General features: G+C 69.6%; 27 protein-coding genes. 10 read left to right on the top strand and 17 right to left on the bottom strand.

Annotated features, from left to right (window positions below; genetic code table 11):
• The first annotated feature begins 48 nt into the window (after window positions 1-48).
• Complete coding sequence (locus tag ASC46_RS10255) at window positions 49-321, top strand: hypothetical protein (RefSeq protein ID WP_055459209.1); 273 nt, start codon at window positions 49-51, stop codon at window positions 319-321.
• 153 nt (window positions 322-474) lie between these two features.
• Here ASC46_RS10255 and nadC read toward each other — a convergent pair whose 3' ends face one another.
• The 4 genes from nadC to ASC46_RS10235 form a co-directional block, all read right to left on the bottom strand.
• Entirely contained in the window at window positions 475-1,332 is an 858-nt protein-coding gene (gene nadC, locus ASC46_RS10250; protein ID WP_055459208.1) for a carboxylating nicotinate-nucleotide diphosphorylase, read from the bottom strand.
• Window positions 1,333-1,353: 21 nt separating this feature from the next.
• Window positions 1,354-2,895 carry an L-aspartate oxidase gene (locus ASC46_RS10245; protein ID WP_055459207.1) on the bottom strand — a complete coding sequence of 514 codons (1,542 nt, stop codon included), beginning with the start codon at window positions 2,893-2,895 and terminating at the stop codon, window positions 1,354-1,356.
• Window positions 2,892-3,950: a quinolinate synthase NadA gene (gene nadA, locus ASC46_RS10240; RefSeq protein ID WP_096335353.1), complete on the bottom strand. Its 1,059-nt coding sequence runs from the start codon at window positions 3,948-3,950 to the stop codon at window positions 2,892-2,894. The genes ASC46_RS10245 and nadA overlap by 4 nt, the downstream gene beginning before the upstream one ends.
• Before the next feature lie 259 nt (window positions 3,951-4,209).
• Window positions 4,210-5,118 carry a LysR family transcriptional regulator gene (locus ASC46_RS10235; RefSeq protein ID WP_055459206.1) on the bottom strand — a complete coding sequence of 303 codons (909 nt, stop codon included), beginning with the start codon at window positions 5,116-5,118 and terminating at the stop codon, window positions 4,210-4,212.
• A 112-nt stretch (window positions 5,119-5,230) separates the two neighbouring features.
• On the opposite strand from ASC46_RS10235, the gene ASC46_RS10230 reads away from it, so the two are divergent.
• Together ASC46_RS10230 and acuI are read left to right on the top strand one after the other, a co-directional pair.
• The gene (locus ASC46_RS10230) at window positions 5,231-6,475 is read left to right on the top strand and encodes an MFS transporter (protein ID WP_055459205.1); all 1,245 of its coding nucleotides are present in this window, start codon (window positions 5,231-5,233) and stop codon (window positions 6,473-6,475) included.
• A gap of 149 nt (window positions 6,476-6,624) precedes the next feature.
• On the top strand, window positions 6,625-7,614 hold the full coding sequence (acuI, locus tag ASC46_RS10225) for an acrylyl-CoA reductase (NADPH) (RefSeq protein WP_055459204.1): 990 nt from the start codon (window positions 6,625-6,627) through the stop codon (window positions 7,612-7,614).
• Window positions 7,615-7,798: 184 nt separating this feature from the next.
• On the opposite strand, the gene ASC46_RS10220 is transcribed toward acuI, so the two are convergent.
• The gene (locus ASC46_RS10220) at window positions 7,799-8,752 is read right to left on the bottom strand and encodes a LysR family transcriptional regulator (RefSeq protein ID WP_055459203.1); all 954 of its coding nucleotides are present in this window, start codon (window positions 8,750-8,752) and stop codon (window positions 7,799-7,801) included.
• 115 nt (window positions 8,753-8,867) lie between these two features.
• Between ASC46_RS10220 and ASC46_RS10215 the strand changes: the two genes are divergently transcribed.
• Together ASC46_RS10215 and wrbA are read left to right on the top strand one after the other, a co-directional pair.
• Window positions 8,868-9,296: a DoxX family protein gene (locus tag ASC46_RS10215; protein WP_055459202.1), complete on the top strand. Its 429-nt coding sequence runs from the start codon at window positions 8,868-8,870 to the stop codon at window positions 9,294-9,296.
• A gap of 48 nt (window positions 9,297-9,344) precedes the next feature.
• Window positions 9,345-9,944 (top strand): NAD(P)H:quinone oxidoreductase, encoded by a 600-nt coding sequence (gene wrbA / locus ASC46_RS10210; RefSeq protein WP_055459201.1) that lies wholly within the window; start codon window positions 9,345-9,347, stop codon window positions 9,942-9,944.
• A 48-nt stretch (window positions 9,945-9,992) separates the two neighbouring features.
• Here the strand turns inward: wrbA and ASC46_RS10205 are convergent, their stop codons facing one another.
• Window positions 9,993-11,018: an L-threonylcarbamoyladenylate synthase gene (locus ASC46_RS10205; protein ID WP_425349117.1), complete on the bottom strand. Its 1,026-nt coding sequence runs from the start codon at window positions 11,016-11,018 to the stop codon at window positions 9,993-9,995.
• Window positions 11,019-11,144: 126 nt separating this feature from the next.
• On the opposite strand from ASC46_RS10205, the gene ASC46_RS10200 reads away from it, so the two are divergent.
• From ASC46_RS10200 to ASC46_RS10185, 4 genes are all read left to right on the top strand, one after another.
• On the top strand, window positions 11,145-12,938 hold the full coding sequence (locus tag ASC46_RS10200) for an acyl-CoA dehydrogenase family protein (protein WP_055459200.1): 1,794 nt from the start codon (window positions 11,145-11,147) through the stop codon (window positions 12,936-12,938).
• A gap of 5 nt (window positions 12,939-12,943) precedes the next feature.
• Entirely contained in the window at window positions 12,944-13,810 is an 867-nt protein-coding gene (locus tag ASC46_RS10195; RefSeq protein WP_055459199.1) for an SDR family NAD(P)-dependent oxidoreductase, read from the top strand.
• A 3-nt stretch (window positions 13,811-13,813) separates the two neighbouring features.
• Complete coding sequence (locus ASC46_RS10190; protein WP_055459198.1) at window positions 13,814-14,668, top strand: SDR family oxidoreductase; 855 nt, start codon at window positions 13,814-13,816, stop codon at window positions 14,666-14,668.
• Between the two features lie 226 nt (window positions 14,669-14,894).
• Complete coding sequence (locus tag ASC46_RS10185; RefSeq protein WP_186438030.1) at window positions 14,895-15,899, top strand: magnesium transporter CorA family protein; 1,005 nt, start codon at window positions 14,895-14,897, stop codon at window positions 15,897-15,899.
• 25 nt (window positions 15,900-15,924) lie between these two features.
• On the opposite strand, the gene ASC46_RS10180 is transcribed toward ASC46_RS10185, so the two are convergent.
• Window positions 15,925-16,422 carry a hypothetical protein gene (locus ASC46_RS10180; RefSeq protein WP_063189593.1) on the bottom strand — a complete coding sequence of 166 codons (498 nt, stop codon included), beginning with the start codon at window positions 16,420-16,422 and terminating at the stop codon, window positions 15,925-15,927.
• Between the two features lie 139 nt (window positions 16,423-16,561).
• On the opposite strand from ASC46_RS10180, the gene ASC46_RS10175 reads away from it, so the two are divergent.
• Window positions 16,562-17,317, top strand: coding sequence for an SOS response-associated peptidase (locus tag ASC46_RS10175; protein ID WP_055459196.1), 756 nt, complete (start codon window positions 16,562-16,564; stop codon window positions 17,315-17,317).
• A gap of 6 nt (window positions 17,318-17,323) precedes the next feature.
• Here the strand turns inward: ASC46_RS10175 and ASC46_RS10170 are convergent, their stop codons facing one another.
• From ASC46_RS10170 to ASC46_RS10125, 10 genes are all read right to left on the bottom strand, one after another.
• Window positions 17,324-17,623 carry a hypothetical protein gene (locus ASC46_RS10170; RefSeq protein ID WP_055459195.1) on the bottom strand — a complete coding sequence of 100 codons (300 nt, stop codon included), beginning with the start codon at window positions 17,621-17,623 and terminating at the stop codon, window positions 17,324-17,326.
• A gap of 101 nt (window positions 17,624-17,724) precedes the next feature.
• The gene (locus tag ASC46_RS10165; RefSeq protein WP_055459373.1) at window positions 17,725-18,156 is read right to left on the bottom strand and encodes a GNAT family acetyltransferase; all 432 of its coding nucleotides are present in this window, start codon (window positions 18,154-18,156) and stop codon (window positions 17,725-17,727) included.
• Between the two features lie 23 nt (window positions 18,157-18,179).
• Complete coding sequence (locus ASC46_RS10160) at window positions 18,180-19,598, bottom strand: FAD-binding oxidoreductase (RefSeq protein ID WP_055459194.1); 1,419 nt, start codon at window positions 19,596-19,598, stop codon at window positions 18,180-18,182.
• Entirely contained in the window at window positions 19,595-20,866 is a 1,272-nt protein-coding gene (locus tag ASC46_RS10155; protein ID WP_055459193.1) for a class I SAM-dependent RNA methyltransferase, read from the bottom strand. The genes ASC46_RS10160 and ASC46_RS10155 overlap by 4 nt, the downstream gene beginning before the upstream one ends.
• Window positions 20,859-21,584: a TlyA family RNA methyltransferase gene (locus ASC46_RS10150; protein WP_055459192.1), complete on the bottom strand. Its 726-nt coding sequence runs from the start codon at window positions 21,582-21,584 to the stop codon at window positions 20,859-20,861. Before ASC46_RS10150 ends, ASC46_RS10155 begins: the two co-directional genes overlap by 8 nt.
• Window positions 21,585-21,593: 9 nt before the next feature.
• Window positions 21,594-21,995: a type II toxin-antitoxin system VapC family toxin gene (locus tag ASC46_RS10145; RefSeq protein WP_055459191.1), complete on the bottom strand. Its 402-nt coding sequence runs from the start codon at window positions 21,993-21,995 to the stop codon at window positions 21,594-21,596.
• Window positions 21,992-22,261 carry a type II toxin-antitoxin system VapB family antitoxin gene (locus tag ASC46_RS10140; protein ID WP_019401460.1) on the bottom strand — a complete coding sequence of 90 codons (270 nt, stop codon included), beginning with the start codon at window positions 22,259-22,261 and terminating at the stop codon, window positions 21,992-21,994. Before ASC46_RS10140 ends, ASC46_RS10145 begins: the two co-directional genes overlap by 4 nt.
• 347 nt (window positions 22,262-22,608) lie before the next feature.
• Entirely contained in the window at window positions 22,609-24,516 is a 1,908-nt protein-coding gene (dxs, locus tag ASC46_RS10135; RefSeq protein WP_082464786.1) for a 1-deoxy-D-xylulose-5-phosphate synthase, read from the bottom strand.
• Between the two features lie 93 nt (window positions 24,517-24,609).
• Window positions 24,610-25,527: a pirin family protein gene (locus ASC46_RS10130; RefSeq protein ID WP_055459189.1), complete on the bottom strand. Its 918-nt coding sequence runs from the start codon at window positions 25,525-25,527 to the stop codon at window positions 24,610-24,612.
• Between the two features lie 22 nt (window positions 25,528-25,549).
• Entirely contained in the window at window positions 25,550-25,801 is a 252-nt protein-coding gene (locus tag ASC46_RS10125; protein ID WP_055459188.1) for an exodeoxyribonuclease VII small subunit, read from the bottom strand.
• Between the last annotated feature and the right edge of the window lie 8 nt (window positions 25,802-25,809).

Genomic DNA, 25,809 nt, shown 5'->3' with positions numbered 1-25,809 from the left:
GCGGGAACAGGAACGCGCAACGGGCTCCAGGCCCGGCCGGAGGCGTCGATGATCGTGCATGTGAGAATTGCGGCACTCGCCGTCTGCCTTACCGCGCCCGGCGCGGCCCTCGCCGGCGGCTTCTATGAGCACGGCTGCCGCCATTGCGTCGTGATGGACGAGGAATGGCCCGTTGCCGCGTGGCGCGGTGGCGGTCCCAATGTCCATTATTCGGGTGGGGTGGTCTATGCCCAGGACTATTGGCCGGCACACCGCCCGTATCACCGGCATCGCATCGTCTCGAAATCGGCACCGCCGCGGATCATTTACGGCCCGCGGTAGCTTTTTGCCTTCGCTGCCCGGTGCGTGCGCCGCGGCGGCATTCCCTCCCCCCTTGTGGGGGAGGGTAGGGAGGGGGGCGCAAAAAGCCTGAGGCTGTGCTCTTGCGTCACGACCCCCACCCCCTGGCCCCTCCCTCAAGGGGGAGGGGAAACCTCAACCCGCAGCGTCCACGGCGATATCGAGCCCGATATCCAACACCGGCGCCGAATGGGTGAGGGCGCCGACGGAGATGGCGTCGACGCCGGTCTCGGCGATGGCGCGGACGCTTGTGAGGTCGACGCCGCCCGAGGCTTCGGTGCGCATGCGCCCGCCGACCATGGCGACCGCCTCGGCCAGCATGCCGGGCGCCATGTTGTCGAGCATGACGACATCCGCCCCTTCCGCGATAACCTCGGCGAGCTGGTCGAGCGTATCGACCTCGATCTCGATCTTGACGAGATGGCCGGCGGCGGCCTTTGCCGCCCGGAGCGCCGGTCGTACCCCGCCGGCGACGGCGATGTGGTTGTCCTTGATGAGGATGGCGTCGTCGAGGCCGAAGCGGTGGTTGAGCCCGCCGCCGCAGGCGACAGCATGTTTTTCCAGCGCCCTCAGCCCTGGCGTCGTCTTGCGCGTATCGCAGATGCGGGTACGCGTGTGCGCCACCTCGGCCGCATAGGCCGCGGTCAGCGTGGCGATCCCCGAGAGGCGGCCGAGAAAGTTGAGCGCCACCCGCTCGGCGGCGAGCACGGCGCGGGCGGGCCCGGCGACGGTGGCGATCGCCTCGCCGGCGGCGAGGGCGTCTCCGTCATGGCGATGCGCGGTGAAGCGGATGCGCTCATCCGTCAGCCGGAAGGCGGCCTCGGCTGCCGCGAGCCCGGCGAGGCGGCCGGCCCTGCGTGCCACAAGCTGCGCGGTGGCGGTGCGCTGCGCGGGAATGCACGCGGCGCTGGTGATGTCGCCGGCCCGGCCGAAATCCTCGATGAGTGCGGCGCGCACAATATCGATGAGGAGAAGGGGATTGCCGAATTGCATGGAAGTGTCCTCGTTGGCGCGTCAGACGGCTCGCCGCTGCCGCGGCACCAGGGCATCGTCGAGCGCGGTCATCGTCGTCAGGGTGCGCCGGGTACGGCCGGCGAGCGGCCGGTCGACGCGGTAGTGGCCGCCCCGGCTTTCCTCTCTGAGCAGCGCCGCAGCGGCGATCAGGAAGGCGCAATCGGCCATGGCGGCAAGGACGGGGTCCGCTCCGGCCCGCATGGGGCCGATCTCGGCGAGGGCCGCCGCAAGGCCTTCGCCGTCGCGCACGACGCCGACACGCTCCTGCATCGTCCGGCGCAAGGCGGCGATGGCGACTGGATCGGACGCTGCCGGCGGGCCCGGCGGCAAAGTGGTGATGGCGGCGTCGGCATGCCCTGCATCGTGCAACGCGCGACCGATGGCCTCCGCCGCCCGGGCGCCGAAGACGACGGCCTCGAGCAGGGAGTTGGAGGCGAGGCGGTTGGCGCCGTGCACGCCCGTCGCCGCCACCTCGCCGACGGCCCACAGACCGGGCAGGCTGGTGCGGCCCGAAAGGTCTGTCGCGAGACCACCCATGTGGAAATGGGCGGCGGGCGCAACGGGCAGCAGGTCGCGTGCGGGGTCGAGCCCGGCGGCGGCAGCGGCGGCATGGACGGTGGGGAAATGCGTTGCAAAGCCCGGGCCGGGCGCCGTGCGGCCATCGAGGAAGGCGCCCTCGCCGGCGAGGATGGCCGCCTGGACGGCGCGCGCCACGACGTCGCGCGGCGCGAGGTCGAGGGCCGGGTGCACGCCCTGCATCAGCCGGCGCCCGTCCCGGGTGACGAGCACGGCACCCTCGCCGCGCAGGGCCTCGGTCGCGAGCGGCGCGGGATCGCGGCCGATGGCGAGGGCGGTGGGATGGAACTGCACGAATTCCGGATCCGCGATGAGCGCCCCGTGCCGCGCTGCGACGGCAAGGCCGGCGCCGATGGCGCCGGGCGGATTGGTGGTGACCGCATAGAGGCCGCCGATGCCGCCGGTGGCGAGCACCGTGGCCGGGGCGGTGACGGCAAGGCCGGGCCCGCCATCGCGGGCGCGAAGGATCGCCCCGCGCACGCGCCCGCCCGTGACGATCAGATCGTCGAGCAGATGCCCCTCGATGACCGTGACCGACGGCGTGCGGCGGATGGCGGCGACGAGCGCCTGCATGACGGCAAAGCCGCTGCGGTCGCCATCGACGGCGAGAACGCGCGCGCGGCTGTGGGCAGCCTCGCGCGAGGGCTTCAGCCGGCCGTCGCCGGAACGGGTGAAGGGCACCCCGAGCGCGATGAGGTCGGCGATGCGCGCCGGGGCCTCCGCGCAGAGGACACGGGCCGCTTCTTCGACGACGAGCCCTGCTCCGGCGGCGATGGTGTCCTCGGCGTGCAGCTCCGGCCCGTCGTCCGCACCAACAGCCGCGGCGATGCCGCCTTGCGCCCAGGCCGAGGCCGCGCCTTCCCCGACCGGGCCGGGCGAGACGAGGAGGACGGGCCGCGGTGCCAGCCTGAGCGCGGTGAAGAGCCCGGCAAGGCCGGCGCCGACGATGAGAACGGGCGCGCTCACGGCGCCACCGCCGCGGGCCTTACGCCCAGCGCCACCATGCGCTCCACGGCGCGACGCGCGCGCATGGCGATGTCGGGATCGACCGTGACCTCGCCCGTCAGATCGCGCAGGCAGGCGTAGATCTTCGGCAAAGTGATGCGCTGCATGTGCGGGCAGAAGTGGCAGGGCCGCACGAATTCGACGTCCGGCACTTCAGCTTCGACATTGCCGGCCATCGAGCATTCGGTGACGAGCACGACGCGGCGCGGGCGCTCGCGCTTGACCCAGTCGATCATGTGCGCCGTCGATCCGGCGAAGTCCGAGGCCGCGACCACATCGGGCGGGCATTCGGGATGGGCGATGATGCGGACGCCCTCGTGCATCTCGCGCAGGGCGCCGATGTCCTCGGCGGTGAAGCGCTCGTGCACCTCGCAGGCGCCGTGCCAGGCGATGATCTCGACTTTCGTCTGCGCCGCCACATTGGCGGCGAGGTAGCGGTCGGGCAGGAAGATGACGCGCGGCGCGCCGAGGCTCTCGACGACGTGAACGGCGTTGGAAGAGGTACAGCAGATGTCGACTTCCGCCTTCACCTCGGCCGATGTGTTGACATAGGCGACCACCGGCACGCCGGGATAGCGCTGGCGCAGCAGACGGATGTCCGCAGCCGTGATCGATTCCGCCAACGAGCAGCCGGCCTCCCGGTCGGGGATCAGCACCGTCTTGTCCGGGTTCAGCAGCTTCGCGGTCTCGGCCATGAAATGCACGCCGCACTGCACGATCACGCGGGCCTCGACGCGGGCTGCCTCGCGCGCGAGCTGCAGGGAATCGCCCACGATGTCGGCGACGCAGTTGTAGATCTCGGCCGACTGGTAGTTGTGGGCGAGGATGACGGCGCCGCGCTCCCGCTTCAGGTCGTTGATCGCCTTGACATAGGGCGCATGCAGCGGCCACTCGGCCGGCGTGACGATGTGGCGCACGCGCTCGTAGAGATGGGCCGTGGCGCGCTCGACCTCCGGCGTGAAGGCAAGCGGTGAACCGTGGCGGATCGTCTCCCGGATCGCGACTTCCGCGTGCATGGCAGGTCTCCTTATATGCTCAAGTTGAGCATATTGATGGTACACAAATGACCGCCGAAGCGGTTCCTTATTTGCTCAATATGAGCATAACTATCTTAGCAGAAGTGGTCCGGACTGGCTAGGGAGAGCGGCTCGTGGGTCGTTCGTCGCCCGGGCGTACGCTCGTACCCCGGATCGCATTGCGCCATCGCTGCATGCATCCGGGACACGAGGTCTGTTCCCGAATTGTAGCGGCGTGCGACCCATTTTGCCCGCCGCTCTACTCCGCCGCGGCCACGACCGGACCGAGATCGCCGACGATGGCTTCCTCCAGCCGGGCGAGGGCATGGGCCGTGCAAGGGGCGATGTTGCGCCGGGCGATCATCCAGACGGCGAGGCGGGCGTTGAAATCGGAGACGTCGAGCACCTTGAGCTGGTCCCGCCAGGGGCTGGCGGTGACGAGGCGGGCCGGAACGAGGCCTAGGCCGATGCCACGCGCGACGAGCGACAGCTGTACATCGACGCCCCACAGTTCAACCGCCACATCGAGCGTGTGGCCGGTTGCGGCGAGCGCCCTGTCGAGCAGATGGCGGAAGCCGCAGCCGTCCGGATTGATGACCCAGGGATCGCCGGCAAGGGCGGCGATGGAAATGCGCCCGCTGGCCGGATGGTCGGCCCGCGCCACGACGACCACCTCCTCGGATGCGATGTGCCGCAGCGACAACTCCGGCAGATCGGCGGCGCTGCCGCGCCGCATGCCGATGACGGCGTCGAGCTCCTGGGCGGCGAGCTTGCCGATGAGCCGCTCCGTCCAGTCGACCACGACGACCAGTTTCGCCTGCGGCACCGTCCGCCGTACGGCATCGATGCCGAGACACAGTACCGAATCGGCGATGCCGCTGCTGATGCCGATGCGCAGCGGCGGCTTGATGCGGCTCGCGCGCAACTCGCTGGCGAACTGGTCGGCGGCGCTCACCACCTTGACGCCCTCGCGGTACGCGTGCTCGCCTGCCGCCGTCAGCCGGGCCGGCTTCTGCTCCCGGTCGAGCAACTGGGCATCGAGCTCCGCCTCCAGCCGTTGCAGGCGCCGCGTCACGGCTGGCTGCGTGATATTGAGACGGCTCGCCGCACGGGCGAGGGAACCCGTTTCGGCCACGGCGATGAGGGCGCGCAGGTCTTCGAGATTCATGCTATTTCATCATGTTTAAGATGATAAACATTCAATATCATTATCATGCCGGAAGCGCTAGCTTGCCGCACAAGCTGCGGCGCGTCGCGTCGCCCGTCTTCCGGAGCTTTCCATGACTCAAACGAGTGCCGTGTTGCGCGAAGGGCAGCGTGCCATCCCGCCGGAAATCATCGTTCTCGCCGGCTGCCTCATCGCCCTCATCACCTTCGGGCCGCGCGCGGCGGCGGGCCTGTTCCAGATCCCCATGACGGAGGCCTATGGCTGGGGCCGCGACGTCTTCAGCCTGGCGATTGCCGTGCAGAACCTTCTGTGGGGTCTCGGCCAGCCATTCGCCGGCGCCGTCGCCGACAAGTTTGGCGCCGTGCGGGTTATCTGCATCGGCGCGCTGCTCTATGCCGCGGGCCTCGTGGTGATGGCCTATGCAACCTCCGCGGGCCTGCTCAACCTCGGTGCCGGCATCATGATCGGCTTCGGCCTGTCGGGCTGCTCATTCAATCTCGTGCTCGGCGCGTTCGGCAAGCTCCTGCCGGAACGCTGGCGTCCGCTCGCCTTCGGTGCGGGCACGGCGGCGGGCTCCTTTGGCCAGTTCCTCTTCCCGCCCATCGGCAACGCCCTCATCCAGTCCTTCGGCTTCGAGATGGCGCTGATCGTCTTTGCGGCGAGCGTGCTGCTCGTCCTGCCCCTGTCGCTGGCGCTCGCAACCCGAGGCGCGGCGGCGACGGCGGCGGTCAATGCAGGGCCTTCGCAATCCATCGCGCAGGCGCTGGCGGAGGCCTTCCGTCACCCGAGCTATGTCTTCCTCGTGCTCGGCTTCTTCACCTGCGGCTTCCAACTGGCCTTCATCACGGCGCACATGCCGGCCTATCTGAAGGATACCGGGCTCCCGGTATGGGTCGGCGGCTGGACGCTCGCCGTCATCGGCCTCGCCAATGCGGTGGGCTCACTCTATTCGGGCTTCCTGTCCTCGCGCATGTCGAAGCGCTGGCTTCTCTCGCTCATCTATCTCGGCCGCTCGGTCGCCATCGCCGCCTTCATCCTCCTGCCGGCGACGCCGGTGACGGCGATCGCCTTCGGCATCACCATCGGCCTCCTGTGGCTGTCGACGGTGCCGCCCACCTCGGCGCTCGTCATGCTGATGTTCGGCACGCGCTACATGGCCATGCTCTACGGCTTCGCGTTCTTTTCCCATCAGGTCGGCGGCTTCCTCGGCGTGTGGCTCGGCGGCATCCTCTACGAGAGCATGGGCTCCTATACCTTTGTCTGGTGGCTATCGGTCGCGCTCGGCGTCGCCTCGGCGATCATCAACCTGCCCATCAAGGAGCGGCCGGTGGAGCGCCCGGTGCCGCAGGCGGCGTGACAAGAGGGCGCCGCTTCCCGCGTGATGCCGCTCGTCGCGGGCATTGACGCCGCTCGCCCTAGCCGAAGGGCTGAGGCGTGGCACACTTGCCCGTTGCCGCCGCCGCCGCGACACTGATGGCGACCGGGTTCCAAGGAGGAGAAGCGAGCATGGGTGAAATCAGGGCGATCCTCGTCGACAAGGATGCCGCCGGCGGTTACCGGGCGGCAGTGACGCGGCTCGACGAGGCCGATCTGATGGAGGGGGACGTCACCGTCCGCATTACCCATTCCACGGTCAACTATAAGGACGGCCTCGCCATCACCGGCCGCGCGCCGGTGGTGCGGCGCTTCCCCATGATCCCCGGCGTCGATTTCGCCGGCGTCGTGGAAAGGTCCGAGCACCCGGCGCTCAAGCCGGGCGACGCGGTTCTCCTCAACGGCTGGGGCTGCGGCGAGACGCATTACGGCGCCTATGCCGACAAGGCGCGGGTAAAGGGGGACTGGCTCATCCCGCTGCCCGCCGGCCTCTCCGCAGCCGAGGTCATGGCCGTCGGGACGGCTGGCTTCACCGCCATGCTGTGCCTGATGGCGCTGGAGAAGCACGGCGCGACGCCGGCCGACGGACCGGCCATCGTGACGGGTGCGGCCGGCGGCGTCGGCTCGACGGCCATCAGCTTTCTGGCGAGGGCCGGCTGGCACGTCATCGCCTCCACCGGCCGGCCCGAGGAGGCCGATTACCTCAAGGGCCTGGGCGCGAGCGAGATCATCGAGCGGGCGGAGCTGTCGGGGCCGGTGAAGCCGCTTGCCAAGGAGCGCTGGGCAGCGGGCATCGATTCGGTCGGTTCCACCACGCTCGCCAATGTCCTGTCCATGACGCGCTACGGCGGCGCCATCGCCGCCTGTGGCCTCGCCGGCGGCATGGACCTGCCCACCACGGTGGCACCCTTCATCCTGCGCGGCGTGGCGCTTCTCGGCGTCGATTGCGTGCTGGCGAGCCGCGAGCGCCGCATTGCCGTCTGGGACCGCATCGCCCGCGATCTCGACAAGGCAAAGCTCGCAACAATGACCGAGACCATCGGCTTCGACGACCTCATGCGCGTCGCCCCGGAGATTCTCGCCGGCAAGGTGCGCGGCCGCCTGGTGGTGGAGATGGGGTAGGGCGAAGCGCGACACGCTCCCTTCCCCCGCTTGTGGTGGCGAGGGCTGGGGGGGCGGTGCCGCCCGCGCGACGCGAAACGCCGCTAAGCTCTTATTTGACCGCCGCCTGCCTGCGGAGCCACCCCCTAGCCCCTCCCCACCACTGCGTGGGGGGAGGGGAACAGGACGGCGCCTGGCCTTTCCGCTATTCCGCCGGCAGCAGCTTCTCGCCCTCGATGACGATGCGGCGGCGGGCGATCTCGGCGCCGCAGAAATCGAGGAAGGCGCGCACCCTCGGAGAATGGCGCAGGTCCGGATGGGTCAGCAGCCACAGTCCGGCGGCAAATTCCGGTGCCGGGGCCGTCAGCCGCACGAGGGCCGGGCGCGTGTCGGCGATGAAGCAGGGCAGGTGGCCGATGCCGATACCGGCTTCGACCGCTTCGGCGAGGCCGAGCACCGTGTTGAGCTTGTAGACGATCCGCTCTGCGGGCACCTTGTCGCGCACGTAGCGCGCAACGTGCATCGTGGAGAAGTTGTCGCCGAGCGCTACCCACGGCCGCTCGAAGAGGGCGAGAAGATCGAGATCGCGCCCGCCGTCGGGAAAGGCCTCGCGCCGACCGTAGAGCGCCCAGTGGATGGAGGCGAGGCGCCGGCCGACGAGCGTCTCCGGCGGATTGTCCGTGGCGCGGATAGCGATATCGGCATCGCGCTTGGAGAGATTGAGCGCCTGGTTGCCGATGACGATGTCGAGCCGGATGTTGGGATAGGCTTCGCGGAAAGCGGCAAAGACCGGCGTCAGCAGGTGCATCAGCAGCGTGTCGTTGGTGGTGACGCGCAATTCGCCGGCCGGCGAGACGGCGCAGCCGGCAAGGCGCATGGAGACGCCGGCGAGATCCTCCTCGATGCGCTCGGCCAGCGCCGTGATCTCCTCGCCCGGCGGCGTCGGCGCATAGCCGGCCCGGTGCCGCTCGAACAGCTTGACGCCGAGCAGGTTCTCCAACTGGCCCAGGCGGCGAAACACCGTCGAATGGTTGATGCCGAGCCGCTCGGCGGCTCCGGCCATGCCTTTCGCTTCGGCGATGGCCTTCACGAGGCGGATGTCGTCCCAGGCGATCTGATGGACGGCGGCCGTGGAGACGAGGGTGGTTTCGGTCGGCATCCTTGCGCCCGTGCAATCTTCAGCTTGCGATCATACTGCTGGCTTTGCGCGGCGGGAAACCCAAAATCCCCCTCACGTTGTACTACCAGAAAACCTAAAGACCCGGAGCCTCTTCGTGATCGATCCCCGCACCGCGCCCTATGGGCTGTTCCTGTTGCGCGTTTCCCTCGGCCTTATGTTCATCGCCCACGCGCTCCTGAAGTATGTCGTCTTCACCATCCCCGGCTTCGCCGGCTTTCTCGGCCAGGTTGGCTTTCCCACCTTCTTCGCCTGGCCGGTCTTTCTCGCCGAGCTCATCGGCGGCACCGCCCTCATTCTCGGCCTTTATGCCCGCTATGTCTCGGCTGCGCTCGTGCCGATCCTGCTCGGCGCGCTGATGGTGCACGTGCCGAACGGCTGGCTCTTCACGGCGCCGAACGGCGGCTGGGAATATCCCGCCTTCCTCGTCGTCGCCGCTGCCGTTCAGGCCCTTGCGGGTGATGGTGCCTTCGCCCTCAAGGCCTCGCCTTCCCCGATCGCGGCGCGGCCCGTTGCGGCACGCTGATCCGCCCCGCGTGCAAACCCGTCCGACAATCATGAGAGGAATGTCGCCATGACCAAGGTTCTCGTTCTCTATTATTCGTCCTACGGCCACATTGAGCAGATGGCGCAGGCCGTGGCCGAGGGCGCCCGGGCAGCCGGCGCCGAGGTCGTCGTCAAGCGCGTGCCGGAACTGGTGCCGGCGGAGGTGGCCAAGAACGCCGGTTTCAAGCTCGACCAGCCGGCGCCGGTCGCCACGGTGGAGGAACTGGCCGACTACGACGCCATCATCTTCGGCACGCCGACCCGCTTCGGCAACATGACGGCGCAGATGCGGAACTTCCTCGACCAGACCGGCGGCCTGTGGGCCAAGGGCGCGCTCATCGGCAAGGTCGGCTCGGTCTTCACCTCCTCCGCCACCCAGCACGGCGGCCAGGAATCGACCATCCTGACCTTCATCCCCACACTGATGCACCACGGCATGGTCGTCGTCGGTCTGCCTTATTCCTTCGCCGGCCAGAGCGGCCTCGACGAGATCAAGGGCGGCTCGCCCTACGGCGCTTCCACCATCGCCGCCGCCGACGGCAGCCGCCAGCCCTCCGCCGTGGAGCTGGAGGGAGCCCGCTTCCAGGGCCGCCATGTCGCTGGGATCGCAGCCAAGCTGAAGGGCTGAGCGTTTCGCAGAGGCTGCGTGAAAAGGCCCGGCTCGGCCGGGTCTTTTTTATCGCGGCGCCGCCGCCCGCCGCAGCCGGTCGTTGATGGCCTCGCCAAGGCCGTGTGCCGGGATGGGGACGATCGCGATGGCCGGCACCCGGGCATCGTCGAGCCCGCGCAGGTGGGCGAAGAGATTGGCGGCCGCCTCCACGAGGTCGCCACTTTCGCTGAGATTGCGGATGGCGCCTGCGGTCTCTATTCCCGGCGGCCGCTTGCGCCCGAAGAGGAGGGCGCCTTCTCCCGGCCGCACCTCCTCGGCATCGAGGCGCACCATCGCCCGCGGGGCGTAGTGGGATTCGAGCATGCCCGGCGCGAGTGGCGCCTCCTCGTCCGTCGGGGCGGCTCCGTCGAGGAGCTTGCGCCCCAGCACCTCTTCGATGGCCTCGCGCGGCACGCCGCCCGGGCGCAGCAGGCGCATCTCGCCGTCGAGGCAGGAGATGATGGTCGATTCGAGCCCGACATTGGTGCCGCCGCCGTCGATCACCGCGTCGATGCGGTCGATGAGGTCGGCGAGCACATGGTCCGCGCGGGTGGGGCTGATGCGGCCTGAGCGGTTGGCCGAGGGCGCCGCCACCGGGCGGCCGACGAGCGTGAGCAGATCCCGCGCCAGTGGCAGGCCGGGCACACGCAGCGCAACCGAATCGAGTCCCGCCGTCGCCAGGTCGCAGATGCGCGACATCTCCGCCCGCGGCACCACCAACGTCAGCGGCCCGGGCCAGAAGGCCGCCGCGAGCCGCGCCGCATCCGGTCCGAACACCCCCTCTCGCTCCGCTGCCGCAATATCCGGCAGGTGCGATATGAGCGGGTTGAAGGAGGGGCGCTCCTTGGCGGCGTAGATGCCGGCCACCGCCCGCGGGTTTGTCGCGTCCGCTCCCAGGCCGTAAACCGTCTCCGTCGGGAAGGCCACGAGGCCGCCGAGCCGCAGCAGGTCGGCGGCGCGCGACAGGCCGCCGGCGTCGGCCGTCAGCAGCTCGGTGACGCGTTGCCCATGCCCGTCTTGGGACGCGACGGGCGTTGATCGATCATCGTTCACGTTTAAACTATCTCTGGTCTTGCCTGCCTGCCTTTGACGCGGCTTATGATGCGCGTCAACGGGCCGCGTGGCACGCACTAAATGCGCGGCCTCAAATGGCCGCACGGACAAGACGAGGGAGCGGCGATGACCTATCGGGCACCGGTCGAGGATCTGGCCTTCACCATGCGGCACGTGGCCGGGCTCGAGGAGAGCATCGCCGAGGGGCTCTATCCCGACCTCTCCGTGGAACTCGTGGAGCAGGTGCTGGAGGAGGCCGGGCGCTTCGCCTCCGAGCGCATCGCGCCGCTCAACGCGCCGGCGGACCGGAGGGGTGCCCACTTCGCCGACGGGCAGGTGACGACGGCTCCGGGCTGGAGGGAGGTCTACAGGGCCTGGGCCGAGGCGGGCTGGAACGCGCTGCCCTGCGATCCCGAATGGGGCGGCCAGGGCCTGCCGACCCTGGTGCAGACCGCCTGCGTCGAATTCTGGAACGCCTCCTGCATGTCCTTCGCCCTCGGCCCGCTGCTCACGGCCGGCGCTGTCGAGGCCCTGACGGCCCACGCCAGCGAGGACCTGAAGCGGCGCTATCTCGAAAAGCTCGTCTCCGGCGAGTGGATGGGCACCATGAACCTGACGGAGCCGCAGGCGGGCTCCGATCTCAATGCCGTCAGGACGCGCGCCGAACGGGCGGGCGACGGCACCTATCGCATCACCGGATCGAAGATCTTCATCACCTACGGCGAGCACGACCTCACCGACAATATCGTGCATCTGGTGCTCGCCCGCCTGCCGGATGCGCCGCCCGGAACGCGCGGCATCTCGCTGTTCCTCGTGCCGAAGTTCTTCGTCAACGACGACGGCTCGCTCGGCGCGCGCAACGACGTGCGCTGCCATTCCATCGAGCACAAGCTCGGCATCCACGCCTCGCCCACCTGCACCATGGTCTACGGCGATGCCGGCGGCGCCGTCGGCTGGCTCGTCGGCGAAGAGAACCGCGGCCTCGCCTGCATGTTCACCATGATGAACAATGCCCGCCTCGCGGTCGGCGCCCAGGGCGTCGCCATCGCCGACCGGGCCTATCAGCAGGCCTTGTCCTATGCCCGCGAGCGCCGGCAGGGGCGGGCACCCGGCGCAGGGGAGGGCATGAGTCCCATCGCCGACCATCCGGACGTGCAGCGCATGCTGCTCACCATGAAGGCGACGACCCACGCTGCGCGCGGCATCTGCCTGATGACGGCGGCCGCCATCGACCGCAGCCGCCTCGCGCCGGATGCCGAGGCCCGGCGCAAGGCGCACGAGTTCGCCTCCCTGCTGACGCCCGTCGCGAAGGCCTTCTCCACCGACATCGGCTGCGAGGTCGCGTCGCTCGGCGTGCAAGTGCACGGCGGCATGGGCTTCATCGAGGAGACCGGCGCCGCCCAGCACCTGCGCGATGCGCGTATCGCGCCGATCTACGAGGGCACCAACGGCATCCAGGCCATCGACCTCGTCATGCGCAAGCTGCCCCTGGCCGACGGCACCACCGTGCGCGGCGCCATCGCCGAGATGCGCAAGGTCGGCACCCGGCTCGTCGCGAGTCGCGACGAGGCCTTCGGCGCCACGGCGGCGCGGCTGCGCGAGGCTGTGGAGGCGCTCGACGATGCCACCTCATTCCTCCTCAAGGCGCTCGCCGGCCACAGCCTGGCTGACGCACTCGCCGCGGCGACGCCCTATCTGCGCCTCTTCGGCATAGCCCAGGGCGGCACGGCGCTTGCGATGGCCGCGCTCGCCGCAAGCGAGGCGCGCGCCGCCGGCGACGCCAACCCGGCCCACGCCGGTCGCATCGCGCTCGCCCGCTTCTTCGCCGAGAACATCGCCACCGGCGCCCGCGGCCTGGCGCAGACCGTGATGACGGGCGCGTCCGCGCTCGCCGACGCCGAGGCCGCCCTCGCGGGCTGAGTGGCGTGGCGGACGGTCCCCTCTCCGGCCGCATCTGCGTCGTCGCCGGCGCGTCCCGCGGCGTGGGGCGCGGCATCGCCCGCGGGCTTGCGGAGGCTGGGGCGACGGTGATTGTGACGGGCCGCTCGAGCGAGGCCGGCCCGCGCACCGACGGGCGACCCGAAACCATCGAGGAGACGGCGCGCCTCGTCGAGGCGCTCGGCGGCCGGGGCCATCCCTATCAATGCGACCATACGGTCGAACGCGAGGTCGACGGTCTTGCCGCCTGGACGCTGCGCCGCTTCGGCCGCGTCGATCTCGTCGTCGATGCGGTGTGGGGCGGCAACGAGGGCTACGACGGCGAGCGCTATCCCGACGGCTCGGCCTGGGGCACGCCCTTCTGGCGCCGGCCAGCGGCGCGCCTCGGCACCGTGTTCGAGACCGGCGTCTATGCCCAGCTCCTCCTGGCGAAGGCCTTCGCCCCGGCCATGGTGGGCGCCGGCTCCGGCCTTCTCGTTACCGTGCTCTTCGACGACGGCGGCGCCTATCTCGGCGATGTCTTCTATGACCTCGCCAAGGCATCGATGGCGCGACTGACGTTCGCCATGGCGAACGAGCTGGCCCCCCATGGCGTGACCGCGCTCGCCCTGTCGCCCGGTTTCGTGTGCACCGAGCGCGTCGCCGGCTCTCCCCTGGCGGCGGAGGCGGGCGAAACCCCGCTCTATGCCGGCCGGGCGGTGGCGGCGCTCGCATGTGATGCCGGCATTGTTCGCCATGCGGGCAACATCCTCCATGTCGGGGATCTCGCCGGAGCCTATGGCTTCACCGATGCGGACGGCCGCCGCCCGCCGCGCTATTCCATCAACAACAAAGCCGAAGACGGGGAGACCTGAGCCATGTCATTGTCGGGCAAGACCTTGTTCATCACCGGCGCCTCGCGTGGCATCGGCCTCGCCATCGCGCTCAAGGCCGCGCGGGACGGCGCCAATGTCGCCATCGCCGCCAAGACGGCCGCGCCCCACCCCAAGCTGCCCGGCACCATCTTCACCGCCGCCGCCGAGATCGAGGCGGCGGGCGGGCGGGCGCTGCCGCTCGTCGTCGACGTGCGCAACGAGGAGGAGGTGGCTTCCGCCATCACCCGGACGGCTGAGACCTTCGGCGGCCTCGACATCGTCGTCAACAACGCCAGCGCCATCCAGCTCACCGGCACGCGCGACACCGACATGAAGCGCTTCGACCTGATGCACCAGGTCAACACGCGCGGCACCTTCATGGTGTCGAAATACGCCATTTCCCATCTCGAGAAGGCTGACAACCCGCACATCCTCATGTTGTCGCCGCCGCTCGACATGAAGGAGAAATGGTTCGCGCCGCACCTTGCCTATTCCATCGCCAAATACGGCATGAGCCTGTGCGTGCTCGGCCTCGCCGGCGAACTGCGGCCCAAGGGCATCGCGGTCAATGCGCTGTGGCCGCGCACGACCATTGCGACGAGCGCCGTCCGCAACCTCCTCGGCGGCGAGGCGATGGTGGAGGCGAGCCGCACGCCCGAGATCATGGCCGATGCGGCCTATGCCGTCTTCAACAAGCCCGCACGCAGCTTCTCGGGCCAGTTCCTCATCGACGACCTCGTGCTCGCCGCCGAGGGCGTCACTGATTTCGAGCAGTACCGCGTCGATCCCTCGAAGCCCCTGATGCCGGATTTCTTCGTGCCGGACGACACGCCCCCGGTGCCGGGCTCGACGCATTGAGCGCACAGCGGCGCTCCTGCCATGGAGCACACGATTCGTCATACCCTCCCCCCTTGTGGGGGAGGGTAGCGAGGGTGATACAGCCTGGAAGCCGCTCATCGTTTGTCACGACCACCACCCCCGGCCCCTCCCCGCAAGGGGGAGGGAGTCAGGGCGCGCGCCGGATTTCGCCTCCGCCCCGAAATGCGATAGAGAGCGGCCGTAACAGGCTTTCGGAGCGCAGAACATGATCGTCGTCTACCGCATGGTCGATCCCATGAAGCTTGACGACGCCAATGTCTGCCGGCTCGAGCGGCAGGTGCTGCCGCCGGGCGAGACCCTTCCGGCCGATGCGGTCTGGATCGATCTCGTGGCGCCGACCCGCGAGGAGGATCGCCTCGTCGAGCAGCACCTCGGCATCGAGATCCCGACCCGCGAGGACATGGAGGACATCGAGCCCTCCGAGCTGCTCTACAGCGAGAACGGCGCGCGCTACATGACGGTGCGCCTGCTCTTCGCCGCCGACAGCGACGAGCCGGACATCACGGCCGTCACCTTCATCCTCAAGGGTTCTGCCCTCGTCACCGTGCGCTATGACGAGCCGCGCGCCTTCGCCATGTTCGCCAACCGGGCCGGCAAGCAGGGCGGCTGCGGCGCAAGCGCCGAGGAGGTCTTCGCCGGCCTCATCGAGACCATCATCGACCGGCTGGCCGAGGTCCTTCAGGCGGCCGGCAGCAGCATCGACAGAATTTCCCACGCCGTCTTCGACGTGGCCGACAAGATGACCGGCCGCCATGGCGAATACCAGAAGACCCTGCGCGACCTCGGCCGTTACGGCACGCTCATCTCCATGAGCCGGGAGAGCCTCGTCTCCATCGAGCGGCTGCTGCTGTTCCTCTCCGTTGTCTACCGCGCGACGCGCGTGCCGGTGGAGTTGCGCGAGCAGGTGCGCACGACCCTGCGCGACCTGCAGTCGCTGGAGGAGCACGCGACCTTCCAGTCGGGCAAGATCCAGTTCCTGCTCGATGCGACGCTCGGCCTCGTCAACCTGGAGCAGAACAACATCATCAAGCTGTTCTCGGTCATGGCCGTGGTCTTCATGCCGCCGACGCTCATCGCCTCGATCTACGGCATGAACTTCAAGGACATGCCGGAGCTCGAGCTGTGGTTCGGCTATCCCGTCGCGCTCGTCGCCATGGTGGTCGCGGCCATCGCGCCCTACCTCTTCTTCCGCTGGAAGCGGTGGCTGTGAGGGCCGCTCGCGGCGAGAGTTCCCGCTAGCCTCGTCCCCAATGGGCCATGAGCCGGTCGATGGTGCCCTGCATCTCGGTGTGGCTGAAGCTGCGCCAGTCGCGCCCCTCGGTGCGGATGAAGCTGGCGGCGGCCTCGATCATGCGCCGCAGCAGGGAGGACGAGGCGGCCGCAATCGCCGCGCGTTCCTCGGCCTCGCCGGCCTGTTTCAACGCGCGGATGGTGCTGGTCACCACGTCGTCCATGGCTAGGCGCAGGTTCTCGAAGGCGAGGCGCCGCTCGGGTGCCAGCGCCTCGTAGGCCCTCAGCGCGTCGTCCGCGAAACGCAGCTGCGCATGTTTGGCGAAGTGCTGCCGGTAGCTGCGCGGCTGCCATTCGTCGAGCGTTTCCATCAACTCGGCATCGTCTGCCGCGAGCTCGACGATCATGAGCACTTCATTGTACTGGTTGAGGAAATCGGTGGACAGCGACGGCGCGGGCTCCGCCGCGAAGGGCATGCCGCCGTCGACGTTCCCCTTGCCCATGGACATGACTGCTGCCACCCCCGACCCCCGTCTTGCCTGTGCACAACGCGCCATTGTGCCCGCAGCCGCCTTGCCCCTGCCGGCGCCGCTACGAGACTGTGGCAGCATCAGGCAAACAAATTCGTAACGGTCAGGATCCATGTGCGGCCGCTTCGCACTGACGCTCTTTCCCGAAGAGGTGCAGTCGCAGTGCGGCTATGAGGAACAGGTCGAATTTCCACCGCGCTACAACATCGCCCCCACGCAGCCCGTCGCCGTCGTCACGGTCGATGCCGCGGGCCGGCGGCATTTTTCCCTGATGCGCTGGGGCTTCGTGCCGGCCTGGACGAAGGACCCGGCGGCGATTCCGCTCCTCTTCAACGCTCGCGGCGAGACGATCGGCGAGAAGGCCGCCTTCCGGGCCGCTGCCCGCCATCGCCGCTGCCTCGTGCCGGCGAGCGCCTTTTACGAATGGCGCCGCGACGGCGCGAAGAGAACGCCGTTCATGATCGAGCGCGCCGACGGCCGTCTCATGCTCTTCGCCGGCATCTGGGAGACCTATGCGAGCCCGAACGGCAGCGAGATCGATACCGTTGCCATCGTGACCACGGACGCCAACGGCACACTCGCGGCGCTGCATCCGCGCATGCCGGCGATCATCGCTCCGGACGATGCCGAATTGTGGCTCGACTGCACCCAGCCCGGCCTCGCCGCGCTCGGCCTCGTGCGGCCGGCGCCGGACGACCTCCTGACCATGCGCCCCGTGTCGCAGAACCTCAACGACGCCCGCCGGGACGACGGGACCGTGCAGAGCCCGGCGGGCGAGGCCGTGTCAACCCCCGCATGCCGCCCTGAGAAAGGCGGGCGCAAGCGCCCGCCAAACGTCCAGCTGTCATTGTTCGACGAGGATGTGTGAGGCGCGTCAGATGCGCCGGCAGACGCGCTCCACCGTGCAGCGCGGCGGGCCGCGACGCACCCAGCGCACCTCCTTCTCGCACACGCGGCGCGGGCCGACGCCGGGGCGATGCACCGTGCGGCAATTGGTGACGACCTCGCGCACCGGCCTCGGCTGGGTGCACACACGCTCCGACCGGCAGACGGTCCGCGCTTCCGCCGATGTCACGGCCGGGCCGGAGAAAGTGACGAAGGCGGCCGCCGCCGCGCCGAGGACGAAGGACAAGGAGCGTTTCAGGGAAAAGGGCTGGAAGGAAACAGACGGCATTACAAATCTCCGCATCGCGAATCATGGGGCATTTCTGCCTGTCGCCGGGGCCCATGAAACATCTGGCAAGATGAACGGACGATGTACGCCGGCCTCCTGTCCTATCGTTCCTGTCGTTCCGTCGGGCGCCGGCCCGGATCGAGCCATTTCTCCATGTAGAGGCGCGGCTGGGCCTCGAAGCCGAGCTGCTCGTAGAAGCGCTGGACGGCCTCGTTTCCGGCCCTTACGAGGAGGTTGAGCTTCCACACGCCGCGCGCCCTCAGCCAGTTCTCCGCGGCCGCCATGATGGCGCGGCCATGGCCGGCGCCCCGCTCCGCCGGGTCGACCGCGACATAGTAGACGACGCCCCGGTGCCCGTCATGGCCGACCATGCAGGCTGCGACGATGGCGCCGTCCGCCCTGCGCAGCACCAGCACCTCGCCATGGCCCGACGAGCGGCAGAAGGCGATGTCCTCGGCCGGGTCGTTCCACGGCCGCGTCAGGCCGGCCGCCTGCCACAGGGCGATGACGGCCGGCAGCTCCGCCTCGGCCATCGGGCCGGCCGCGAGCGGGGTCGTCACAGCATCGCTCCGGGATTGAGGAGGCCTTCGGGGTCGAGCGCCGCCTTGAGCTTGCGCATGAGATCGAGCGCGACCGGGTCCTTGACGGCGGGCAGCAGGTCCCGCTTGAGGCGGCCGATGCCGTGTTCGGCCGAGATCGAGCCGCCGTGCCGGAGCACGATGGCGTGCACGGCCTCGTTCATCTCCTCCCAGCGGGCGAGGAAGCCCTGTTTGTCGGCGCCCACGGGCTGGCTGACGTTGAAATGCACGTTGCCGTCGCCGAGATGGCCGAAGGGCAGGGGGCGGCAGCCCGGCACCAGCGCCTCGGCGGCAGCCGTCGCTTCCTCGAGAAACTGCGGCACCAGGGCCACCGGCACGGCGATGTCGTGCTTGATCGAGCCACCCTCGTGCCGCTGCACCTCGGAGAGCGCCTCGCGCAGCTTCCAGAAGGCGTTGCGCTGGTCGAGGCTTGCCGCGATCGCCGCGTCGTCGACGAGGCCGCGCTCGAGCGCCGCCGTCAGGATGCGCTCCATCGCGTCGTCGAGCCCGGCTTCGGCGGCCGAGGACAATTCCATCAGCACATACCAGGCGTGCGGCTCGCCGAGCGGGTCGCGCGTGCCGGGCGCGTGCCGCAGCACGAATTCGAGCCCGAGGCGGGGCAGGAACTCGAAGGTGGTCACGGCGCCGCCCGCCTCGGCCTTGGCGAGGGCGAGCAGGTCGAGCGCCGCCTGCGGCGAAGAAAGGCCGCAGAAGGCGGTGGTCCGCCCCTGCGGGCGCGGAAAGAGCTTGAGCACTGCGGCAGTGACGATGCCGAGTGTGCCCTCCGATCCGACGAAGAGGTTCTTGAGGTCGTAGCCGGTGTTGTCCTTGCGCAGCTTGCCGAGGCCGTTCCAGATACGCCCATCCGCCAGCACCACCTCGAGCCCGATGACGAGGTCGCGCGTGTTGCCATAGGCGATGACGGCGGTGCCGCCGGCATTGCTGGCGATGTTGCCGCCGATCGTGCAGGAGCCTTCCGAGGCGAGCGACAGGGGAAAGAGCCGGTCGGCCGCCTCCGCCGCCTCCTGCGCCCTGAGCAGGGTGACGCCCGCCTCCACCGTCATCGTGTCGGTCAGCGCGTCGACCTCGCGGATCCTGTCGAGCTTCTGCAGGTTGAGCGCCACCATCGGCCGACTCGCATCCGGGATCTGCCCGCCGACGAGGCCGGTGTTGCCGCCCTGCGGCACCACCGCGATGCCCGCCGCGCGGGCACGGCGCACCACCTCGGCCACCTCCTGCGTCGAGCCCGGCCGGACGACGGCGAGCGCCTCGCCGCGGAAGAGGTCGCGCGGCTCGCGCAGGAAGGGCAGGATGTCGTCAGGGGCGGTGAGCACGTTGCCCGGGCCGATGACGGCGGCGAGCCCCGCCAGAAAATCCTCGTTGGTCCCCTTGCTCACGGGCGCCCTCCCTTGCCTTTGTTCTTGTGCTTCTGCTTCGCCGGACGCGTGAAGACGCCGACGACCTCCACATGATGGGTGTAGCGGAACTGGTCGACCGGCACGACCCGGGTCAGGTGCATGCCCGCCTCGACCAGGATGCGGGCATCGCGCGCGAAGGTGCCGGGATCGCACGAGACGCAGACGGCGAGCGGCACCCTGGACAGCGCGATCTGCCGCGCCTGCGCCTCTGCCCCCGCCCGGGGCGGATCGAGGACGACGGCGTCGAAGCGCTCGAGCTCCAGCGGCAGCAGCGGGCGGCGGAAGAGGTCGCGCACCTCCGTGGTGACCGGCTTCAGCCCTTGCGTGTTGCGTAGGGCGCGCTGCAGCGCGGCAAGGGCGTCGGCGCCGTTCTCCACGGCATGCACCTTGGCCTGCCGCGCGAGGCGCAGGGCGAAGGGGCCGCAGCCTGCGAAGAGGTCTGCCACATGGCGCGCGCCGGCGCAGGCCTCGGTCACGAGGGCGGCGAGCGCCGCCTCGCCGGCGGCTGTCGCCTGCAGGAAGCCGCCGGGCGGCGGCACGACCGCAGCGGGCCCCATCGCGACGGCGGGCGGGCGGCGTTCGATGAGGATCTCGCCGTGCAGCGACAGGCGCGCGAGGTCGAGCGTGCGGGCCGCCTCGACGAGCGCCATGCTCAGCCTGTCGTCGGCCTTGCCGAGGCCGCGGATATCGATGTCGAGCCCGCCGAGCGTCTCGGTGGCCTGGATGTCGAGCGGCTTGCCGCGCGGCAGGAGAAGGGCCGCGAGCGCCCGGGCCTTCTCCGGCGCTGCGGCAAGGCCGGGCGCCAGCACCGGGCATTGGGCTATGGGAACGAGCGCATGGCTGCGCGCCGCCATGAAGCCGACGGCGGCCTTGCCCTCGATCAGGCGGGCATGAAAGGTCACGCGCCGCCGCCCGGCGCCGTGTGCATCGACGAGCGGCATGACGTCGGTCTCGATGCCGGCATGGGCGAGGGCCTGCACGACGATGTCGCGCTTCCACGCCCCGTAGAGTTGCGGCGCCAAGTGCTGCCCGGCGCAGCCACCGCAATGGGCAAAGAGCGGGCATTCGGCCGTCTGCCGGTCGGGCGATGCGGTCTCGACGCTGACGAGCCGGCCGCGCTCTCCGTCCACCTCGGCGGTGACGACCTCGCCGGGCAGCGCGAAGGGCACGTAGACCGGCCCCCGCGGCCCCTCGGCGACGCCGTCGCCGCGGGCGCCGAGGCGGGTGATGGTCAAGGTTTCAGCCACGGCGTGCCCCGATCAGATATTCCACGTTGCCGTCTCCCCCGGCGATGGGGGAAGCCATGGTGCCGAGGACGGTGAGCCCGAGATCGCGCATGAGCCCGGCGATATCTTCCACCACCGCCTCGCGCACGGCTTCTTCGCGCACGATGCCCTTCTTGAGATGCCCTCGGCCGGCCTCGAACTGCGGCTTGACGAGCGCGACGAGATGGCCGCCGTCGGCGATGCGGTCCGTGACCGCTGGCAGGACGAGCTTCAGCGAGATGAAGCTGACATCCGCCACGAGGAGGCCGACCGGTTCCGGCACCTCGGCCGCCGTCAATCGCCGCGCGTCGCACCCTTCGAGCGAGACGACGCGCGGATCGGCGGCAAGGCGCGGGTGCAACTGGCCATGACCCACGTCGACCGCATAGACCTTCGCCGCGCCACGGGCGACGAGCACCTCGGTGAAGCCGCCGGTCGAGGCGCCGATATCGAGGCAGACACGCCCGGCGGCATCGATGGCGAAGGCATCGAGCGCCGCCGCGAGCTTGACGCCGGCCCGCGACACCCAGGGGTGCGGCGCCTCCGCCGCGATCGCCGCATCGACCGGCAGCGCGTCGGACGCCTTGCGCACGGGCCGCCCGTCGGCGGTCACGCCCCCGGCGGCGATGGCCGCCTGCGCCTTGGCGCGGCTGTCGAAGAAGCCACGTTCGACGAGAAGAAGATCGGCGCGTCTACGCATGGGCTGAGCTTATGCGGCGAGCGCGGAGCGCACGTCCGTCTGCGAGAAGTCGTTGCCCTTATAGAGCAGAGGCGCGTCGAGCGACATGGCGAGCGCATAGGACGCACAGTCGCCGAGGTTGAGCCGTGCCGGATGGCCGGAGCCGCGGCCGAAGCGACGGTAGGCGTCGCTCGCGAGATTGGACTGAGCCGTATCGAAGGTGTGCAGGACGAGGTTGGCGCTGGTGAGCAGATTGCCGAAGGGGACGAAATAGCGAGCATCGCCTCGCCGCAGCAGGACGACCCGTGTTTCATAGACCGTTACAGCCGAGACGTAGCGGGCGCCGGCGCCATAGAGCGCCAGAGCGAGCGCTTCGGCTTCCGGCTCATTGGTGAGCATGGCGATGAAGGCCGACGTATCGACGACGATCATTCCTGCTCGCCGTCGTCAAGTTCGCCCCACAACTCGTCGAAATCACGTTTTGTGATCTTCGGCAGCGGACCGAGGCGGCGGACATCCTCCTGAATCACGCGCAAAGCGGCCATCTGGCGCGCGATTTCCTTCTCCCGTTCCTCCCGCGCCTGTTCGAGGCGCATCTCGAGCGCCTTGCGCACGGCTTCGGTGATCGTCTCGCCGGTGAGCGCCGCGACCTCGCGGGCGAGACGCTCCGTCTCGGCGGATTTGATGTTGAGGGCCATGGCCGTTTCTTCCTATCTCAGGATAGGAAGAATAGGCGCGCAAGGAAGATGCGACAAGGGTTCTTCCTTGGCGGCAGGGCGAGCGGCGCTTGAGACCAAGGACCGGCTTGCGCCTTGGGAGCGCACCCATGCCGCGACGCCTTGCGCGAGATTGAAAAAGGGCAACGGCCGGGCAGGCCCGGCGAGGAGGCGAGGGAAGCCGGCCGTGCTCCCGCATGGGCGGGTGCCGTCGCCGCAGGCAACCCCGGCCAGACGGCCGCCTTCGCGACATCTTGCGCATGACGCCGGATCGCCTTGCGCTTCGCTTCAGGCGTCCGGCGACTGCGGGCGCTCCCGCGGTCTCGGCCTTACGCCCTCATCGCGGCTGCATCGGTGCCGAGTGCGGAAAAGACCGTCGCCACGATGCCGGCGGCGTCGAGACCGGCCGCGGCATACATCCGCTCGGGCTTGTCGTGGTCGATGAAGACGTCCGGCAGCACCATCGGGCGCACCTTGAGCCCGTGGTCGAGCACACCGGCGCGGGCGAGCAGATGCAGCACCTGCGTGCCGAAACCGCCAATGGAGCCTTCCTCCACCGTGACAAGGCATTCGTGCTCGCGGGCGAGACTGAGCACGAGTTCGGTATCGATCGGCTTGGCGAAACGCGCATCCGCCACGGTGGTGGCAAGGCCTCGCGCCTCGAGTTGCTCGGCCGCCCTGAGGCATTCGGCGAGCCGGGTGCCGAGGGAGAGGAGAGCGACGCGCCCCCCTTCGCGCAGGATGCGTCCGCGGCCGATGACGAGCGGCACCCCGCGCTCGGGCATGTCGATGCCGACGCCCTCGCCGCGCGGATAGCGAAAGGCGATGGGCCCGGCGTCATGGGCCGCGGCCGTCGCCACCATGTGCACGAGTTCGGCCTCGTCCGCCGCGGCCATCATGACCATGTTCGGCACGCAGCCGAGAAAGGCAATGTCGAAGGAGCCGGCGTGGGTCGGCCCGTCGGCGCCGACGAGCCCGGCCCGGTCGAGCGCGAAGCGCACCGGCAGGTTCTGGATGGCGACGTCGTGCACGATCTGGTCGTAGGCGCGCTGCAGGAAGGTGGAATAGATGGCGCAGAAGGGCTTGTAGCCCTCGGCCGCAAGCCCCGCCGCAAAGGTCACGGCGTGCTGCTCGGCGATGCCGACGTCGAAGGTGCGTTGCGGAAAGGCCTTGCCGAAGAGGTCGAGCCCCGTGCCGGACGGCATGGCCGCGGTGACGGCCACGATGCGCTCGTCCGCCTCAGCCTCGCGCACGAGGCTCTCGGCGAAGACCTTCGTATAGCTCGGTGCATTGGCCTTCGGCTTCGCCTGCGCGCCGGTGACGACATCGAAGGTGACGACGCCGTGATACTTGTCGGCGGCGGCCTCGGCCGGGGCATAGCCCTTGCCCTTCTGCGTCACGACATGGACGAGGATCGGCCCCGCCTCGGCATCGCGCGCGTTCTTCAGCACCGGCAGCAGATGGTCGAGGTTGTGGCCGTCGATGGGGCCGACATAGTAGAAGCCGAGCTCCTCGAAGAGCGTGCCGCCCGTCCAGAAGCCGCGGGCGAATTCCTCGGCGCGCTGCGCCTTCTCGTAGAAGAACTTCGGCAGCCGCTTGGCGAGCTGGTTGCCGGCCTCGCGCAACGTGCGATAGGCGCCGCCCGAGACGAGGCGGGCGAGATAGGCTGACATGGCCCCGACCGGCGGGGCGATGGACATGTCGTTGTCGTTGAGGATGACGATGAGCCGCTCGTTCATCGCCCCGGCGTTGTTCATGGCCTCGTAGGCCATGCCGGCCGACATCGCCCCGTCGCCGATGACGGCGACGACGTGGCGCCGCTCGCCCTTGAGGTCGCGCGCCACCGCCATGCCGAGCCCGGCGGAGATGGAGGTGGAGGAATGGGCCGCGCCGAAGGGGTCGTATTCGCTCTCGGCGCGCTTGGTGAAGCCGGACAGGCCGCCGCCCTTGCGCAGGGTGCGGATGCGCTCGCGCCGCCCGGTCAGGATCTTGTGCGGATAGGCCTGGTGGCCGACGTCCCAGATGAGCCGGTCATGCGGCGTCTCGAAGACGTGGTGCAGCGCCACCGTCAGTTCCACCACGCCGAGCCCGGCGCCGAGATGCCCGCCGGTCACCGAGACGGCGTCGATCGTCTCGGCGCGCAACTCGTCCGCGACCTGACGCAGGTCCGTCTCGGGCAGGCGGCGCAGGTCCGCGGGCGTCTTGATGGTATCGAGCAGCGGCGTATCGACGGGCACGGCAATCGTCCTCGCGCGCGGGTGTTACGGGTTGGCTGCAACCGGACATAGGGCCTTGTCCGGCGCGGGTCAAAGGCGCCGCTGCCGCGTCCCTCACATCTCGGGCAGGGGAATGAATTCGTCGTCGCCCGGCACGCCGGCGAAGCGGCCCAGCTTCCAGTCCTCCTTTGCCTCCTCGATGCGCTCCTTGCGCGAGGAGACGAAGTTCCACCAGATGTAGCGCTTGCCGTCCATCGGCGCCCCGCCGAGCATGAGGAAGCGGGCCGGCGTCAGGGCGGTGATGGTGATGGCATCGCCCGGCTTGAAGACGAGCAGGCGGTGAGCCTCGAAACGGTCGCCGGCAATGTCGATCGCGCCCGAGACGGTGTAGATCGCCCGCTCCTCGGCGACCGGATCAAACGGAATGCTGGCACCGGCGGCGAGCGCGACATCAGCATAGACCGCCTCGCTCGCCGTGGCGACGGGCGAGGTCGCGCCGAAGAGCGTGCCGGCGACGATGCGCACGTGCTTGCCCTCGCCGACGATGTCGGGCAGGGCGTTCTCGTCGTAATGGTTGAAGGCGGGGGTATCCTCCTCCCGCTCGGCGGGCAGGGCGACCCAGCTCTGGATGCCGGCGAGGTGCCCGCCGCGGACGCGCTCCTCGAGGCCGGTGCGTTCGGAATGGACGATGCCGCGGCCGGCCGACATCAGGTTCACGGCGCCCGGCCGGATGATCGCCTCGCTGCCGAGGCTGTCGCGGTGCACGATCGCCCCCTCGAAGAGATAGGTGAGGGTGGCAAGGCCGATGTGCGGATGCGGCCGCACGTCGAGCCCGTCGCCGACGGCGAAATCGGCCGGCCCCATCTCGTCCCAGAAGATGAAGGGGCCGACCATGCGCCGGCGCACAGTCGGCAAGGCACGGCGCACGGCAAAGCCGCCGATGTCCGACACCCGCGGCACGATCACGAGATCCACCGCATCGCAGGACGGCGCATCGCCGGCCACGGGGTCCTTGCCACGAAGCCAGCTCATTGCCCCCTCCTATCGTGAAGGATCAGCCCTCGACGTCGAGCGGCTCGCTGCCGGGTTTGCCGTCGGGCCCCATGGTGATCTTCTCGATGCGCGCCTCGGCCTTCTTCAGGAGCGCCTCACAGTGCTTCTTCAGCGCTTCGCCCCGTTCGTAGATCGCGATCGATTCGTCGAGCGGCACGTTGCCCTTCTCGAGCCGGTCGACGATCTCCTCGAGCTCCTTGAGCGCGCGCTCGAAGGGGAGGGTCGCGATATCGGACGGCGCGTGGTCGCTCATCGTGCATT

It is taken from the genome of Chelatococcus sambhunathii, from assembly GCF_001418005.1.
In the GTDB taxonomy this organism is placed as follows: domain Bacteria; phylum Pseudomonadota; class Alphaproteobacteria; order Rhizobiales; family Beijerinckiaceae; genus Chelatococcus_A; species Chelatococcus_A sambhunathii.
The sequence above is the reverse complement of the archived record's forward strand: the minus strand, read 5'-3'. Positions and strand labels throughout refer to the sequence as shown.

Coding starts and splice junctions, on each gene's coding strand:
- nadC (WP_055459208.1), bottom strand. CDS start 1,332: ATGCAATTCGGCAATCCCCTTCTCCTCATCGATATTGTGCGCGCCGCA.
- ASC46_RS10180 (WP_063189593.1), bottom strand. CDS start 16,422: ATGGGCAAGGGGAACGTCGACGGCGGCATGCCCTTCGCGGCGGAGCCC.
- wrbA (WP_055459201.1), top strand. CDS start 9,345: ATGACCAAGGTTCTCGTTCTCTATTATTCGTCCTACGGCCACATTGAG.
- ASC46_RS10140 (WP_019401460.1), bottom strand. CDS start 22,261: ATGGCCCTCAACATCAAATCCGCCGAGACGGAGCGTCTCGCCCGCGAG.
- nadA (WP_096335353.1), bottom strand. CDS start 3,950: ATGCACGCGGAAGTCGCGATCCGGGAGACGATCCGCCACGGTTCACCG.
- ASC46_RS10150 (WP_055459192.1), bottom strand. CDS start 21,584: ATGCGTAGACGCGCCGATCTTCTTCTCGTCGAACGTGGCTTCTTCGAC.
- ASC46_RS10175 (WP_055459196.1), top strand. CDS start 16,562: ATGTGCGGCCGCTTCGCACTGACGCTCTTTCCCGAAGAGGTGCAGTCG.
- ASC46_RS10255 (WP_055459209.1), top strand. CDS start 49: ATGATCGTGCATGTGAGAATTGCGGCACTCGCCGTCTGCCTTACCGCG.
- ASC46_RS10200 (WP_055459200.1), top strand. CDS start 11,145: ATGACCTATCGGGCACCGGTCGAGGATCTGGCCTTCACCATGCGGCAC.
- ASC46_RS10235 (WP_055459206.1), bottom strand. CDS start 5,118: ATGAATCTCGAAGACCTGCGCGCCCTCATCGCCGTGGCCGAAACGGGT.
- ASC46_RS10145 (WP_055459191.1), bottom strand. CDS start 21,995: ATGATCGTCGTCGATACGTCGGCCTTCATCGCCATGCTCACCAATGAG.
- ASC46_RS10190 (WP_055459198.1), top strand. CDS start 13,814: ATGTCATTGTCGGGCAAGACCTTGTTCATCACCGGCGCCTCGCGTGGC.
- ASC46_RS10220 (WP_055459203.1), bottom strand. CDS start 8,752: ATGCCGACCGAAACCACCCTCGTCTCCACGGCCGCCGTCCATCAGATC.
- acuI (WP_055459204.1), top strand. CDS start 6,625: ATGGGTGAAATCAGGGCGATCCTCGTCGACAAGGATGCCGCCGGCGGT.
- ASC46_RS10185 (WP_186438030.1), top strand. CDS start 14,895: ATGATCGTCGTCTACCGCATGGTCGATCCCATGAAGCTTGACGACGCC.
- ASC46_RS10130 (WP_055459189.1), bottom strand. CDS start 25,527: ATGAGCTGGCTTCGTGGCAAGGACCCCGTGGCCGGCGATGCGCCGTCC.
- ASC46_RS10230 (WP_055459205.1), top strand. CDS start 5,231: ATGACTCAAACGAGTGCCGTGTTGCGCGAAGGGCAGCGTGCCATCCCG.
- ASC46_RS10165 (WP_055459373.1), bottom strand. CDS start 18,156: ATGGCCGAGGCGGAGCTGCCGGCCGTCATCGCCCTGTGGCAGGCGGCC.
- ASC46_RS10125 (WP_055459188.1), bottom strand. CDS start 25,801: ATGAGCGACCACGCGCCGTCCGATATCGCGACCCTCCCCTTCGAGCGC.
- ASC46_RS10170 (WP_055459195.1), bottom strand. CDS start 17,623: ATGCCGTCTGTTTCCTTCCAGCCCTTTTCCCTGAAACGCTCCTTGTCC.